Consider the following 15,494-nt stretch of genomic DNA (forward strand, 5'->3'; position numbering starts at 1 on the left):
CCAATACTACCTTAATCAACTGCATAAGAGACGTAAGCACATGAGAATTTTGCGTGGCTCCCCAGCTCTATCTGAGTTTCGTGTTAACAAGCTTTTAGAGCTTTGTCGTGAATTAAGCTTACCTGTAACAGGTATTTACGCTGAGTTTGCCCACTTTGCTGATCTAACGACAGACCTAGATGAGTCTGAAGTTGAGAAGCTAGAAAAGCTACTGACTTACGGTCCAACGATTGAAGAGCATGAACCTGAAGGTTTATTGCTGCTTGCAACGCCACGTCCAGGCACTATCTCGCCTTGGTCTTCAAAATCAACAGATATCGCACACAACTGCGGACTGGCTAAAGTGTCACGTCTAGAGCGCGGTACTGCTTTCTACATTGAAACCTCTTCTGAACTTTCTGAGCTTCAACTTGTTGAGCTGAAAGCAATTCTGCACGACCGTATGATGGAAGTGGTTTTCACTGACTTCGAATCAGCAGCGGCACTGTTCACTGTTGCTGAGCCTGCTCCTTATGCGGAAGTTGACCTACTAACTGGCGGACGTAAAGCGCTTGAAAAAGCAAACGTTACCCTAGGTCTAGCTCTTGCAGAAGATGAGATTGATTACCTTCTTGAAAGCTTCACTGAGAAGCTAGGTCGTAACCCGACTGACATCGAGCTAATGATGTTTGCACAAGCGAACTCAGAGCACTGTCGTCACAAGATCTTTAACGCTGATTGGACTATCGATGGCGTTAAGCAAGAAAAATCATTGTTCAAGATGATTAAGAACACCTTTGAAACGACACCAGAACACGTTCTGTCTGCTTATAAAGATAACGCAGCGGTAATGACAGGTTCTGAAGTCGGTCGTTTCTTCCCAGATCCAGAAACTCGTCAGTACAACTATCACCAAGAGAAAACACACATCTTGATGAAAGTTGAAACGCACAACCACCCAACGGCAATCTCTCCATGGCCGGGCGCGTCAACAGGTTCAGGCGGCGAAATCCGCGATGAAGGCGCGACAGGTATTGGTGGTAAGCCAAAAGCGGGTCTAGTTGCTTTCTCTGTATCTAACCTTAAGATCCCGAACTTCGTTCAACCTTGGGAAACTGACTTTGGTAAGCCGAGCCGTATCGTTACTGCTCTGGATATCATGCTTGAAGGTCCTCTTGGTGGCGCAGCATTCAACAACGAATTTGGTCGTCCAAACCTATTAGGTTACTTCCGTACTTACGAAGAGAAAGTAAACTCTCACGCAGGTGAAGAAGTGCGTGGTTACCACAAGCCAATCATGCTGGCTGGTGGTCTAGGTAACATTCGTGATGATCATGTTCAGAAGAAAGAGATCCCAGTAGGTGCAAGCCTAATCGTTCTTGGCGGTCCAGCAATGAACATCGGCCTTGGTGGCGGTGCTGCATCTTCAATGGATTCTGGTTCTTCTTCTGAAGACTTAGATTTTGCTTCTGTACAACGTGAAAACCCAGAGATGGAACGTCGTTGTCAGGAAGTTATCGACCGTTGTTGGCAGCTTGGTGATGCGAACCCAATCGCATTTATCCACGATGTGGGCGCGGGCGGCATCTCGAATGCACTTCCTGAGCTAGTAGACGATGGCGAGCGTGGCGGTATCTTTAATCTACGTGACGTGCCAAACGATGAGCCGGGCATGAGCCCACTTGAGATCTGGTGTAACGAATCTCAAGAGCGTTACGTAATGGCGGTTGCTGATAAAGACATGGCAACATTCGACGCGATTTGTAAACGTGAACGCGCACCTTACGCAGTGGTTGGTAAAGCAACAGAAGAACGTGATCTGAAACTAGAAGATTCACACTTCGACAATACGCCAATCGACATGCCAATGGACATCCTATTAGGTAAAACACCTAAGATGCACCGTGACGCGAAAACGCTAAAAGCGAACAACCCTGCGATTGACCGCTCTGGTATCGAGATGAACGAAGCGGTTGACCGTGTTCTTCGCCTACCAACAGTCGCTGAGAAAACATTCCTTATTACTATCGGTGACCGCTCGGTAACTGGCCTTGTTGCTCGTGACCAAATGGTTGGCCCATGGCAGGTTCCTGTTGCTAACTGCGCTGTAACGGCAGCAAGCTACGACTCTTACCACGGTGAGGCGATGTCTCTTGGTGAGCGTACGCCAGTAGCACTACTAGACTTTGGCGCATCAGCTCGTCTAGCGGTTGGTGAAGCAATCACTAACATCGCAGCGACCAACATCGGCGATATCAAACACATTAAATTGTCAGCTAACTGGATGTCTCCAGCAGGTCACCCTGGTGAAGATGCTGGTCTTTACGAAGCGGTTAAAGCCGTCGGTGAAGAACTATGTCCGGCACTGGGTCTTACTATCCCAGTAGGTAAAGACTCAATGTCGATGAAGACTAAGTGGGAAGAGAACGGCGAGCAGAAAGAAGTCACGTCTCCGCTGTCTCTTGTCATCACTGCGTTTGCACGTGTTGAAGATGTTCGTAAGACGATTACGCCACAACTTCGCACTGACAAAGGTAATTCTTCTCTAGTTCTTATCGATCTTGGTAACGGCCAAAACCGTATGGGTGCAACAGCACTTGCACAGGTTTACAAGCAGCTTGGTGACAAGCCAGCAGACGTAGACAACGCAGCGCAACTAAAAGGTTTCTACGAAGGCGTTCAAGCGCTTGTTGCTAACGATCAAGTTGTGGCTTACCACGATAAAGGCGATGGCGGTCTATTCGTAACGCTAGCAGAAATGGCGTTCGCAGGTCATTGTGGTGTTAACGCTGATATTGCAGCGCTTTTATCTGCATCAGAGAATAGTGAAGATACGCTTGCGGTACTCTTCAACGAAGAGCTAGGTGCAGTAATCCAAGTACGCAACGACGACCTAGACGCTGTTCTTTCTACTCTTGCAGCAAACGGTCTAGAAGCGTGTTCACATGTGATTGGCTCTGTTGTTGGTGAAGGGGCGGCTTCTGATGAGCTAGTGATTAAGTCTGGCGCAGACGTTGTAATCCAACGTAACCGTACTGAACTGCGTACTATCTGGGCTGAAACTACGCATAAGATGCAAGGTTTACGCGATAACCCTATCTGTGCAGACCAAGAGCACGAAGCGAAGAAAGATAACTCAGACCCAGGTCTGAACGTTAGCCTAAGCTTTGATGTAAACGAAGATATTGCAGCGCCTTATATCAACCTAGGCGCTAAGCCTAAGATGGCGATTCTACGTGAGCAAGGTGTTAACTCTCACGTTGAAATGGCAGCAGCATTCGACCGTGCAGGCTTTGAAGCAACTGATATTCACATGAGCGACATCCTAACGGGTCAAGCGGTACTAGAAGAGTACAATGGCCTTGTAGCTTGTGGTGGCTTCTCTTACGGTGATGTACTTGGCGCTGGTGAAGGTTGGGCTAAATCGGTTCTGTTTAACGACTCTACTCGTGACCAATTTGAAAACTTCTTCAAGCGTGAAGATACTTTCTCTCTAGGTGTGTGTAACGGTTGTCAGATGTTGTCTAACCTGCGTGAACTCATCCCGGGTGCAGAGTACTGGCCACGTTTCGTTCGTAACGAATCAGAGCGTTTTGAAGCTCGTTTCAGCCTAGTTGAAGTTCAGAAGTCTGACTCTGTGTTCTTCAATGGTATGGAAGGTTCTCGTATGCCAATCGCTGTTTCTCACGGTGAAGGCCGCGTAGAAGTACGTGACAATGACCACCTAAACGCGATTGAAAACTCAGGAACGGTTGCACTACGTTACGTTGATAACAACGGTAACCAAACGCAGCAATACCCGAACAACCCGAATGGTTCGCCAAACGCTATCACAGGCCTAACAACCACGGATGGCCGCGTGACTATCATGATGCCTCACCCTGAGCGTGTATTCCGCACGGTTGCTAACTCTTGGTCTCCAGAAGGTTGGGGCGAGAATGGTGCTTGGATGCGTATGTTCCAAAACGCTCGTAAGAATGTGGGTTAATCACTTTCTTACAGGCCGCATTAATCTAGGCTAGGTTAAGCAAAAATGAAAAGCGCAGATCGAAAGGTCTGCGCTTTTTTATTTCCAAAATTTGAGGAGTCTGATCGAAATAATTAAGGTTTGCAGTTTGCTGTTCTAAAAATCTCCACTACGCTAAATGTTATGGAATCAATTTGTTAGGCGGATAATTTCTGTAATTGTGCAGGGAAAGCTTCGTTCGGCTATGCAAAAACTGAATCAATCATCGTGGCATAAGAGGGATCTATGAAAACAACAATCACAAAAGCAGTTGCAGTGGCAGCGATTGTCATGTCATTAGCTGGGTGTGTCGGTAGTAATGCCGTTACTGGGAAATTAATGAAATTCAACGTAGAGGTTGTGGACAACCGTTACGCTCGTGCTGGGGTCAACTTCTTGCTTGCTCCAGTATACGCTTTAACATTCGCAGCCGATTACATCGTATTTAACTCGATCGAATTCTGGGCAGGTAAAAACCCACTCACTGGCGCGCCTCACATCTTTGATAGCAAAGTCGATACCATGATTGATGTGAACGACAGCCTAGATGATTCATTGAAAGAAGCCCCACTTGGCTTCAACAATCGCCATATCGAACAAGGCGAAATGCAACAAATCGATGAAAACACCATACGCATGGATATTACCTACAATGATGGCCAAAAAGCTGTACTGATGGGGGTTCGTGATGGCGACAAAGTTAGTTACTACATGGATGGAGCGCTCGTTTCAGAAACTTCAATTCAAGCCCTTGAGCAGTTAGCAGCAGAAAAAGCATAGTCTTCTCAACTTTACCGCTATAAAAAAAGCCGCTGGATTAAACCCCAGCGGCTTCGTATTCTCTAGCATCTAGCATCTAGCATCTAGCATCTAGCATCTAGCGCTTAGATTAGTTGTTGCTGTGTAGCTCGCTGTTTAGCTCAACCGCAGACTTGTTCGCTAGACATTCAATTTGACCAGTGATCGAGTTGCGACGGAACAGCAGATCAGAAACGCCAGCAAGGTCACGAGCTTTAATGATTTCTACTTCGTTGCCTTCTTTATCTAGCATGCGAACTTTAGTTCCCGCAGTCACGTAAAGACCCGACTCAACTGTACAACGGTCGCCCATTGGGAAGCCAAGACCTGCGTTTGCACCTAGTAGACAGTTTTCGCCGATAGAGATAACCATCGTACCGCCACCAGACAGAGTGCCCATGATAGAAGCGCCGCCGCCGATATCAGAACCGTTACCCACCACAACACCCGCAGAGATTCGACCTTCAACCATGCTTACGCCAGTAGTACCTGCATTGAAGTTGATGAAACCTTCGTGCATTACTGTTGTGCCTTCACCTACGTGTGCGCCAAGACGAACACGAGAAGTATCAGCAATACGAATACCGGTTGGTACCACGTAATCTACCATTTTAGGGAATTTGTCTACGCAATCTACAGATAGAGCGCGACCCGCAAGGCGAGCTTCGATTTGACGCTCAGCTAGTTCAGGAAGGTCGATAGGACCTTCGTTTGTCCATGCGATGTTGTGCAGTAGACCGAAGATACCGTCTAATACCGTACCGTGTGGTTGTACTAGGCGGTTAGAGATAAGTTGTAACTTTAGGAAGCCTTCGGCAACAGATGCTGGCTTCTCGTCAGTAGCAAGAACAACAAGAACAAGTGGCTGTTCAGACGCTGTTGCTTTTTCTGCGAAAGATGCGTTTGCTGCATCATCGTTTGCTGCGAATGCTTTCGCTAGTTCTGCGCTTTGTGCAGCAGAGATTTCGATAGCTTGGTTGCCTTCAGAGTAACCTGACACTTCAGCCACAGCCGCTACAAGAGCGTCGCTTGGGTTTAGACGTGGGTTAGGGAAGAACGCTTCAATGATTTTATTGTCGCGGTTTTTGGTTGCCGTACCGAAGGCTAGTGAAAAGTAAGCCATGTTGAATCTCCATGTGTTGAGTCTTGATTTTGCTATTCATAGCAGTGACTCGAATAATGAGTGCTGCCGTTAGCAAAGTTAATTTAATTGCGTTCATCATAAAGAGAGCGCCCTCGTTATGAAAGGGCGTATCGGGATAAAGTCTGTAAAATGATATTGCTTGTCTTTTTAGAGATAGTTTTCTGCAATGAGAAAATGACGCAGTTCAACGCAATTATGGCCTTACTCTAGATAAATAGCGCTTTATAAGCCTGTTCAATCCCTTCTATCAGCATCTGCATACCGATGACGGCAAGTATCAAACCCATCATTCGGGTTATCACGTTCAATGCACTTGGTCCGACAGCTTTAACGAAGCGTTCGCCGAATACAAACAGTATGTAGGTTAGGGTGCAGAGGAGGCCAAATGCCACAATGGTAATAATGGTTTCGTAGATTCCCTCTGTGCTGGCAAAATTCATCGCAGTGGCAATAGTGCCTGGACCAGCCAGTATTGGCATGGCTAAAGGTGATACCGCGATACTCAATGCTGCATCTTGCTGCGCGTCTGAATTGACCTTCTCTTTTGCTTTGGCGTGTGTCGAGTCACCTTGCAGCATGTGAAAACCAATAAGAAATACAAGAATACCGCCGGTTATGCGCAGTGCGTAAAGTGTGATGCCAAACAGATCAAAGATGAGCTTGCCGGAAATAGCAAAGGTACTCACGATGATAAAGGCGATGAGCACTGAGCGAAAAGCGATCGACTTCACCATCTCTCTATTGCTATCAGCCGTTAAACCTAAAAAGATCGGCGTATTGGCGATGGGATTCATTATGGCAAAAAAGCCCATGAACACGGTGATGGTATGAATGATCAACTCTTTCATATTATTCCTTTAAAAATATAGGGTTAAATACTTAGCGACTGGTGCATTTAATCTTATAGATAAATAACTATTAGGAATAGATCGTAGAGCAAATATGGATAAAAAACAGCCAGGTTAATACTGGCTGTTTAGTTTTAGTAGTAGGTGTAAATATTTATTCGTACGTTATTGTCGGTTTCTTAATTAACGGATTTCTTTTGGTTCCTCACGTTCGAATCACGCCGCTCTGCTGTTAGGCGTTTTGAGATTCGCTAACGGCAACCGCTAGTGCCACAGTCGCACCGACCATTGGGTTGTTACCCATACCGATGAAGCCCATCATTGCCACGTGAGCCGGAACAGAAGAGCTACCTGCAAACTGAGCGTCAGCGTGCATTCTGCCCATGGTATCTGTCATGCCGTAAGATGCAGGGCCAGCTGCCACGTTATCTGGGTGCAATGTTCTACCTGTACCGCCGCCTGAAGCAACTGAGAAGTAAGGTAAACCTTGGCGAGTACGTTCTGCTTTGTAGATACCTGCAACAGGGTGTTGGAAGCGCGTTGGGTTAGTTGAGTTACCCGTAATACTTACATCCACTTCTTCTCTGTGCATGATTGCCACGCCTTCACGTACATCATCAGCGCCGTAACACAAGATCTCTCCGCGAGGGCCTTGTGAGAAGCGGCGACGTTCTGTTTCAACAAGCTCGCCTGTTTGGTAATCATATTGAGTGCGAACATAGGTAAAACCATTGATGCGAGAAATTAAGTAAGCTGCGTCTTTACCTAGACCATTTAGTATTACCTTCAATGGGTTGTGACGTGATTTGTTGACGTTGAGTGCGATTTTAATCGCACCTTCTGCAGCAGCAAAAGATTCATGGCCCGCAAGGAAAGCAAAGCAATGGCTTTCTTCATTTAGAAGACGCGCAGCCAATGCTCCGTGGCCGATACCCACTTGGCGCTGCTCTGCAACACTGCCGGGTTTGGTGAATGCTTGAAGACCTTCACCAATGATATTCGCTGCTTGTTCTGCGCTGGTGGCTTTGCGAAATAGCGCGAGTGCTGAGCCAAGGATATAGGCATCGGCAGCGCTTTCAAATGCGATAGGTTGAGTGTCCATCACTAATGCTTTTGGATCAACGTTGTGGGCTTTACAGTATTGGTTCGCTTGCTCTAAAGAGTCGAAGTTCATTTCTGCCAATACGCGAGTTACTGATTCATTAAATTGAGTGTTCATCATATCTTTCCTCTAAATTGGCAAAAATTATTGTTGGCGTGGGTTAATGGTGGTTACGGCTTCATCGAAGCGACCGTAAGTCCCCGTCGCAAGGTCAGCAGCTTCATTGGCTGGTACACCTTGATTGATCGCCTTCATCATTTTTCCGAGGTTGATATACTCGTAGCCAATCACCTCGCTGTGGTCATCAAGTGCAAGCTTGGTCACGTAACCTTCGGCTAATTCAAGGTAACGAACACCTTTTGCTGCGGTTGAGTAGCTAGTACCCACTTGGCTGCGTTGTGTTTGACCTAGGTCTTCTAATGCAGCGCCAATTTCTAGGCCGCCTTCAGAGAATGCAGACTGAGTTCGACCGTAAACGAATTGCAGAAAGATTTCGCGCATGGCTACGTTAATAGCGTCACACACTAAGTCAGTATTCAGGGCTTCAAGAATGGTTCTTCCAGTGAGGATTTCGGCTGCCATCGCGGCTGATTGAGTCATGCCTGAACAACCAATCGTTTCGATTAGCGCTTCTTCGATGATGCCGTTTTTTACGTTTAGCGTCAGTTTGGCTGCACCTTGTTGTGGTGCACAAGTGCCTACGCCATGGCTTAAGCCAGAAATAGCGATGACATCTTTTGGGCTAACCATAGCGCCTTCAACTGGAATTGGAGCTGAAGTGTGAAGATCACCCCTTTGAATAGGGCACATTGATTGAATTTCTGAAGAGTAGTGCATAATGTTTTCTCACTGATAGAGCCATTTAAGACCTAGGGCGTTGAGAAAACAGGACGTGTTGGAAGAGGTGCGGCTAATTCACTACAGATCTTGAGTATCGGTAATCCAAAGGCGTCATGAAGCTCGGTCTTAATAGACTAAGTCCATTTCAAAATGGAGGAATAGCGATACATCCAACAGTATTACCTGTTTTCGATTCTGTAGGAGTCATTAGCACTGTTCGAAAAGAACGGGCGGTTGAAGCAAAAGCTTAGGTGGAACCCCATCACCTGATGACTATAGATTAGATCTTTATCACACTTTTGTGCAAGCGAATGTTTAGAGCGATTTCGACTATAAACAAGCTTCATTATATTTCAATAAGTATAAAAAAACGCCAACAACGGACTCTTATTAGAGGCATTATTGACGTTTTTTAGAAAGGTATCAGCTAGTTATGCTGCATCTTCTTCTGCGTCTTCAACAGCTTCAAGTTTCTTTTCTTTTTTCGGAGCTGGTTTGCGCTTAGCACCTAGTGCGTAAAGAACTTCTTCTTTATTCTTCGCTAGGTACATTGCAAGTTCTTCTTGCTTGCCTTCATCTTCAACTAAATCGCTTTTGCTTAACAGTTCAAAAAGCTCATCAGCCATATCCAGCATTTTGTCGTATGCGTCAGCTTCGGCTTTAGAGGTAAAAGTCATTTTCTCTTCTCCGTTGCGTTCGACCACGTACTTGACGATAACAGCCATGGTTAATCCTCTAAGTTTGATAAATTTTACTGGCTTTTTATACAGTTTCTGATGCTAAAAGTCCAGTTGGAGCCCTAACAATACGGCCTCAATCTTGATGTGTAGCCCAGTCTTCACAATAACCCATGAAAGATTTCAGCAGCGGGCTTTGATATTTGTCTTTGTGCACCAGCATCCAGAATCGGCGTTTCATGTCGAGCGGGACATCGAGTGCTTTTACTCGGCCGGAATCAATCGCTCGTTGTGCGGCTAACCTCGATAAACAAGCGAGCCCAAGCCCTGCAGAAACTGAATTGATGATGGCCTCGGTGGTGTTGAGTTCAAAGGACTCATACCAATGCTCAATACGAGGCGCGACAGCACGCAGGAAAAACTCGCGAGTTCCTGAACCTGACTCTCTCAGTATCCAATGGCTGCCTTCTAAATCTTGCAATGCAACTTTGTCTTGAGAAAGGAGAGGGTGTTGATTACTAACGATAATACACATTTCATCGCTACTGAACTGGCTAGAGATCAACTCCGGATGGAGTGTTTTTCCTTCAATTAACGCGATATCCAGTTCATAATCCACCAACTTTTGGCATATCAGCGCACTGTTTGAAATGAACAAGCTCTGATCTTGATGCTGAGTACGCTCTCTAAAGCCTGACAAAATAAAAGGTGCCACCTGATTACCAATCGTGTCACTCGCGCCAACCTTTAAATTGCCACTTAATGGTTGGTCATCTCGGAACAAAACATCGATGCCTGCGGCTCTGTGAAGAATCTCGTCAGCCAAAGGAAGCAGCTTTTGTCCTTCTTGATTGAGAATTAATCGGTTGTTGACCCGGTCAAATAGAGAGTGACCCAGCTGTTTCTCCATTTCGCCCAGCGCCATGCTGACAGCTGCCTTGGATAAAAACAGTGCTTCCGATGCGGCGGTAAGCGTCGAATGCTGGGTAATGGTGACAAACACTTTGAGTTGTTTGATTGAAATATTAGCCATCAGGTTCCTAGTTTTGCACTGCTGGTGGAATGAATATCGTTCAGAATTAATGAACACTTGTTATATATAATTGGATATTGTTAAACGAAGCGCAAGCGTATTATGGCTTCAACAAGCTGATGAGTTCACAAGTTTAGTGAATTAAGTTTAAGAGAGGCTGACATGATTCAACGTATTAAATATAGATTAACAGGAGCTCCAACACCCATGGCAGGGTTAGCACTAGCAATCGCAAGCTTAGGCTGGTGCTGGGATGGTGTTTTAGTCGCGCAAGGTATCTTACACACACCGGGTTTGGTGCAGTGGATCAGTGCTGGCATGGCTGCGGTATTACTTCTTGTTTTAGCTGTGAAATTTTTGATTCACGGCCACTTATTACGTGAAGACCTTGCTCACCCTGTTGTGGGTAGTGTTGTGCCAACCTTCGCGATGGGTTGCATGGTTGTGTCTGCTTCATTGGCTCCAATATCTCCGTTTCTTCAAGAAGCAATGTGGTTGGCTTCGGTAGCGTTACATGTCGTGTTCTTGGTGAGCTTCTTATACCACAGAGCTAAAAACTTTGAGATCCACCACATGGTGCCAAGTTGGTTTGTACCACCAATCGGTATTATCGTGGCAGACGTTTCTTTTTCAGGTAACCCGATCTTAGAACCCGTTGCTCACGCGACTTTAGTCTTTGGCTTATTGGTTTATGCTGTAATGCTACCTCTCATGATCTACCGTTTGATCTTCTCTCATGAAGTGCCTGACGCAGCAAAACCAACGATTGCGATTATGGCGGCACCAGCCAGTTTATCTTTAGCAGGCTACCTAACGGTGACGGCAAATCCTTCGCCAGTGATCATTGGGTTACTCTTTGGCATTGCAGTGTTAATGACGTTTATTATCTACATCGCGTTTTTCAAACTACTTCGTCTGCCTTTCAGCCCTGGCTATGCGGCGTTTACATTCCCAATCGTGATTGGTGCAACGGCGTTATTCAAATTGGCAGCGTGGATGCAAACTGTTGGTGTGGAAACTCACTATGTGGATCAAGTCTTCAACCTAGCGTATCTAGAATTGATTGTGGCAACGTTTGTAGTGGGTTATGTGGCGGTTCGTTATTACATGAATTACAAACCTCATCGTGTACTAAGCGCGGTAGGCAGTAGATTGTAAGAAGCAATAGTTCAAAAGATAAACGGACCTTAAGTTTTCAGTATTTCATAAGCTTATATTCCTAATCCAAACTCGGCACTTATGCTAATCTGGCTTTATATTGTGGCAAGATTAGCGTGAGTGCACTTTGTTTACTGTTTACCATTCCAATAAAGTCGATACTTTAAAAATCCTTCTCGTTCACTTAATCAAAAGTGACCCTTTAGCCAATCCTTTCGAAAAAGAGCAGATCTTGGTTCAGAGCCCAGGTATGTCTCAATGGCTTAAGATGGAACTCGCCAAAGAGTTTGGTGTAGCAGCAAATATAGACTTTCCTCTTCCAGCAACCTTCATTTGGGATATGTTTACCCAAGTGCTTCCTGATGTACCTAAACGCAGTGCTTTTAACAAAGAAGCGATGACGTGGAAGTTGATGAGTTTGCTACCCGCTAAGCTTGACCACCCTGATTTTTTACCTCTGCAACGTTATCTTGAAAACGACGAAGATGACTCTAAGTTGTATCAATTGGCAGAGAAAATTGCCGATATCTTCGATGGTTACTTGGTGTATCGACCTGAATGGATGGCGATGTGGGAAGCGGGAGAACCTGTTTCCGAACTTATTGATGACGAAGGGCAACAAGATCACCCTTGGCAGCCGATTTTGTGGCAAGCACTCTATGACCAGACCCTGTCTCAAGGCCAATCTAAATATCACCGTGGTAACTTGTATCACGACTTCATTGAAGCGTTAGCCAATCAACAAGGTCAACTGCAGCACCTACCTAAACGCTTGTTCGTGTTTGGTATTTCTTCATTGCCTCCTCGTTATATGGATGCGCTGAAGGCTCTGGGTGAGCAGATTGATGTGCACTTGATGTTTACCAACCCTTGTCAGCATTACTGGGGTGATATTCGCGACCGTAAGTACTTGGCGAGAGTGGAAGCGCAGCGCCGTAAACAGTTTGCTCTGGTTGATGGTTTACCTCAACTGGAAGGCGAAGTGTCACCATTGAAAGATGGCATTGAAGCCAATGTTGAAGATGAACTGCACACCAGCCAAGCCGTGGGTAATAGTTTGCTTGCGTCTATGGGGAAATTGGGCAGAGATAACCTGTTTTTGCTATCTCAATCAGACAGCGAAGAACATGAGTTCTTTATTGATGTTGAGAGGGATAACCTGCTTCATCAACTGCAAGCCGACATTCTCCAGTTAGAAGAGCATCAAGACGACCACATCTTAGATTCTAGTAATCATAAACAGGTGGTTGAGCTTGGCGATCGCTCGCTGACCGTGCATGCATGTCATAGCCCTATGCGCGAGGTGGAAGTTCTTCATGATCAGCTGTTGGCGATGTTTGATGCCGATCCGACGCTAAAACCACGCGATATCATCGTAATGGTGTCTGACATCAATGCCTATAGCCCAGCGATTCAGGCGGTATTTGGTAATGCTCCGGGTGAGCGTTATATCCCTTACTCGATCTCTGATAGAACCGCAGACCAAGAAAGCCCAATTCTGACCGCCTTCATGCAGTTGGTCGCGCTACCGAATACGCGTTGTCTAGCGTCTGAGTTGCTAGAACTATTAGAAATTCCTGCGATGATGGCACGCTTTGGTATTGATGAATTCCAATTTGAGCAAGCCAAGCAATGGGTTGAAGAAGCGGGTATCCGTTGGGGTGTCGATGCTTCAACGGCAACGGAATTTGATCTACCTGCGACCGAGCAAAACACTTGGCTATTCGGTATTCAGCGTATGCTCTTAGGTTATGCGATGTCTGATTCTGCTGGTTTGTTTGAGACCGAGCATTCTCCGATTGCTGCTTATAACGAAGTTCAAGGCATTAACGCCGAACTTGTAGGTAAGTTAACGCACTTTATTGATCGTATTGCCCATTACCGTCAACGCCTTGCTGAGACGCAATCCATCGATATGTGGCGTGAAACCTTGCTGCAAATGATTGATGACTTCTTTGCCGTTGAGCTAGAAGGCGAGGTGGTGCTTAAATCGATTCGCGATGCACTTTCCCAATTGAATGAACAGCTTGATGATGCCCTGTACGAACAAGAACTGTCGCCAAGCATCATCTATCAGTACTTGAACAATAAACTGTCGGGCGCGCGTATTAGTCAGCGTTTCTTAGCGGGACAAGTTAACTTCTGTACCTTGATGCCGATGCGTTCTATTCCGTTCAAAACCGTCTGTTTGTTAGGTATGAATGATGGTGTTTACCCTCGCTCAATGCCGCCAGAAGGTTTTGATCTAATGAACGGACGCACACGACCGGGCGATCGTTCGCGTCGTGATGATGACCGCTATCTATTCTTAGAGGCGATGCTGTCAGCGCAAGAGTGTTTGTACATAAGCTATGTCGGCCGTTCGATTCAAGATAATACTGAGCGAGTGCCGTCGGTGCTGGTTTCTGAATTGATTGAATACTGCCAGCAGAACTACTGCTTAAGTGAAGACCAAGCCTTACCAAGTGATGATTCAGGCATCAACCTGACTCAAGCGATCAGCTTTGAACACACCATGACACCGTTCAGTCCCGCTGCGTTTACTCAAGGTGATGCGAGCCATGTGTTGAGTTACGCCAAAGAGTGGCTTCCTGCCGCTAACCGTTCTGGTGAGCGTAGTGGTGAATTCAATCGTGCTTTGGATGACTATTTGTTGGGTGCGACTTATCCATTGGAGCTTGACCTAGTTGAACTGCAGCGTTTTTGGCGTTTGCCAGTGCAGTACTTCTTTAATCGCCGTCTAAAAGTGGTGTTTGAGCCGCCACTTCCTGTGATGGAAGACGATGAGCCATTCGTACTTAATGGTTTAGAGAGTTTCCAACTTAAGGATGCTTTACTGCAAGTGTTGCTGGACCACCCTGAAGGCGCAGACGAAGCGGTTCGATTGTTTGTCTCTGAGCAAAAAGCACAGGGTCGTTTACCGGTCGGCGCCTTTGGTGATATCGAATTTGAAACCAACCGTGTTCAAGCGGAAGACTTAGCCAAAGAGATTCGATTTGTGAGTGGATCACCGCAACAAGATCTCGAAGTGAATATCGAATTTGATGTGTTAGGCCAAGGCAAACCTGTTCGCTTGATGGGTTGGTTAACTCAAAACTATCAATCAGGTCTAGTGCGTTTCAGAAGCGGTAAAGTACGCTCTCAAGATTATTTGGCAGCGTGGATTGATCATCTATGTTGCGCTGTGATGGGACACGGAAAAACGACCCATATTATTGGCTACGACAGAAAAGAGGGCGTGGTTCACCAAACGCTACAACCTATTGGTGATGCACAGCAAGCGAAGAGCTTGTTGGCTGAGTTAGTGCGATTGTTTTACCAAGGCATGACAGCACCACTGCCTTATTTCTCGAAAAGCGCATTGGCTGGAGTTGAAGCGGGCTTTAGCCGCGGTAAATGGGTCGATGATGAAGAAAAGTCCCTTAAGAAAATGGCCGATACCTTTAATGACAGCTTCGCCTTTACGGGCGAGGGCAGAGACACATACATCTCTCGAATCTGGCCTAAATGGGATGATGAACTCGCTGCTGAGTCGCGGATGTACTCAACACTTGTGCTGCAGGCGGCAAGGTTGGCTGCTGCCGATCTGGAAGATCAGGAGTAAGTGGCTGTGATCGACAAGATCAATAGCGTGCGCGCTGAATTAATGAAAAACGAAAGAGAGTCGCTGGTCAGCGTTTGGGGTGCTTACTTTCTAGGTGAAGGGAGTCAAGGTGAAGAGAAGCAAGGTACAGGAAATAAAGTGGCCGCCAGTAAATCATTATTAGTGTAGGGCGTTCGCTGTACGGCCACAGGTCAGAGGGACCATTATTCTGTGGTTCAAAGTAACGCCGTAAAGTACAAAACTCGTACGCGCTCCTGAACTCGTGGGCGCATAGTAGCGAGGCGATCTGAATTGATCCGTGAGAG

The 15,494-nt window shown here is 46.2% G+C and carries 11 protein-coding genes and 1 riboswitch; of the genes, 5 read left to right on the forward strand and 6 right to left on the reverse strand.

Features of this window, described 5'->3' with window-relative positions; genetic code table 11:
* Positions 1-40 precede the first annotated feature (40 nt).
* Entirely contained in the window at positions 41-3,967 is a 3,927-nt protein-coding gene (gene purL, locus DUN60_RS01825; protein ID WP_114633048.1) for a phosphoribosylformylglycinamidine synthase, read from the forward strand.
* A 264-nt stretch (positions 3,968-4,231) separates the two neighbouring features.
* A complete protein-coding gene (locus DUN60_RS01830) occupies positions 4,232-4,765 on the forward strand; it encodes a DUF3332 domain-containing protein (protein ID WP_017074183.1) in 534 nt (177 codons plus the stop codon).
* A 109-nt stretch (positions 4,766-4,874) separates the two neighbouring features.
* Here DUN60_RS01830 and dapD read toward each other — a convergent pair whose 3' ends face one another.
* The 6 genes from dapD to DUN60_RS01860 form a co-directional block, all read right to left on the reverse strand.
* Positions 4,875-5,906, reverse strand: coding sequence for a 2,3,4,5-tetrahydropyridine-2,6-dicarboxylate N-succinyltransferase (gene dapD / locus DUN60_RS01835; protein WP_114633049.1), 1,032 nt, complete (start codon positions 5,904-5,906; stop codon positions 4,875-4,877).
* A 227-nt stretch (positions 5,907-6,133) separates the two neighbouring features.
* A complete protein-coding gene (locus DUN60_RS01840; protein ID WP_017074186.1) occupies positions 6,134-6,775 on the reverse strand; it encodes a MarC family protein in 642 nt (213 codons plus the stop codon).
* A gap of 232 nt (positions 6,776-7,007) precedes the next feature.
* A complete protein-coding gene (locus DUN60_RS01845) occupies positions 7,008-7,997 on the reverse strand; it encodes a GGGtGRT protein (protein WP_017098031.1) in 990 nt (329 codons plus the stop codon).
* Between the two features lie 24 nt (positions 7,998-8,021).
* A complete protein-coding gene (locus DUN60_RS01850; protein WP_114633050.1) occupies positions 8,022-8,714 on the reverse strand; it encodes an iron-sulfur cluster assembly scaffold protein in 693 nt (230 codons plus the stop codon).
* Positions 8,715-8,908: 194 nt separating this feature from the next.
* Positions 8,909-8,993: riboswitch (Fluoride riboswitch) on the reverse strand.
* Positions 8,994-9,148: 155 nt separating this feature from the next.
* A complete protein-coding gene (locus DUN60_RS01855; protein WP_004735185.1) occupies positions 9,149-9,442 on the reverse strand; it encodes a YebG family protein in 294 nt (97 codons plus the stop codon).
* Between the two features lie 88 nt (positions 9,443-9,530).
* The gene (locus DUN60_RS01860) at positions 9,531-10,427 is read right to left on the reverse strand and encodes a LysR family transcriptional regulator (protein WP_114633051.1); all 897 of its coding nucleotides are present in this window, start codon (positions 10,425-10,427) and stop codon (positions 9,531-9,533) included.
* Positions 10,428-10,589: 162 nt separating this feature from the next.
* Between DUN60_RS01860 and DUN60_RS01865 the strand changes: the two genes are divergently transcribed.
* The 3 genes from DUN60_RS01865 to DUN60_RS24405 all read left to right on the forward strand — a co-directional run bounded on the left by DUN60_RS01865 (position 10,590) and on the right by DUN60_RS24405 (position 15,357).
* Positions 10,590-11,585, forward strand: a complete 996-nt coding sequence (locus DUN60_RS01865; RefSeq protein WP_017074190.1) for a TDT family transporter — start codon at positions 10,590-10,592, stop codon at positions 11,583-11,585.
* A 127-nt stretch (positions 11,586-11,712) separates the two neighbouring features.
* Positions 11,713-15,189, forward strand: coding sequence for an exodeoxyribonuclease V subunit gamma (recC, locus tag DUN60_RS01870; RefSeq protein WP_114633052.1), 3,477 nt, complete (start codon positions 11,713-11,715; stop codon positions 15,187-15,189).
* A gap of 6 nt (positions 15,190-15,195) precedes the next feature.
* Positions 15,196-15,357: a hypothetical protein gene (locus tag DUN60_RS24405; protein WP_162808200.1), complete on the forward strand. Its 162-nt coding sequence runs from the start codon at positions 15,196-15,198 to the stop codon at positions 15,355-15,357.
* The last annotated feature ends 137 nt before the right edge of the window (positions 15,358-15,494 follow it).

Source organism: Vibrio splendidus, from assembly GCF_003345295.1.
Classification (GTDB): Bacteria; Pseudomonadota; Gammaproteobacteria; order Enterobacterales; family Vibrionaceae; genus Vibrio; species Vibrio splendidus_K.

What these genes read in the sequence shown, in the direction of transcription:
- DUN60_RS01855 (WP_004735185.1), bottom strand. Translation starts at nt 9,442, where the DNA reads ATGGCTGTTATCGTCAAGTACGTGGTCGAACGCAACGGAGAAGAGAAA.
- DUN60_RS01860 (WP_114633051.1), bottom strand. Translation starts at nt 10,427, where the DNA reads ATGGCTAATATTTCAATCAAACAACTCAAAGTGTTTGTCACCATTACC.
- DUN60_RS01850 (WP_114633050.1), bottom strand. Translation starts at nt 8,714, where the DNA reads ATGCACTACTCTTCAGAAATTCAATCAATGTGCCCTATTCAAAGGGGT.
- purL (WP_114633048.1), top strand. Translation starts at nt 41, where the DNA reads ATGAGAATTTTGCGTGGCTCCCCAGCTCTATCTGAGTTTCGTGTTAAC.
- DUN60_RS01845 (WP_017098031.1), bottom strand. Translation starts at nt 7,997, where the DNA reads ATGATGAACACTCAATTTAATGAATCAGTAACTCGCGTATTGGCAGAA.
- DUN60_RS01840 (WP_017074186.1), bottom strand. Translation starts at nt 6,775, where the DNA reads ATGAAAGAGTTGATCATTCATACCATCACCGTGTTCATGGGCTTTTTT.
- dapD (WP_114633049.1), bottom strand. Translation starts at nt 5,906, where the DNA reads ATGGCTTACTTTTCACTAGCCTTCGGTACGGCAACCAAAAACCGCGAC.
- DUN60_RS01865 (WP_017074190.1), top strand. Translation starts at nt 10,590, where the DNA reads ATGATTCAACGTATTAAATATAGATTAACAGGAGCTCCAACACCCATG.
- DUN60_RS01830 (WP_017074183.1), top strand. Translation starts at nt 4,232, where the DNA reads ATGAAAACAACAATCACAAAAGCAGTTGCAGTGGCAGCGATTGTCATG.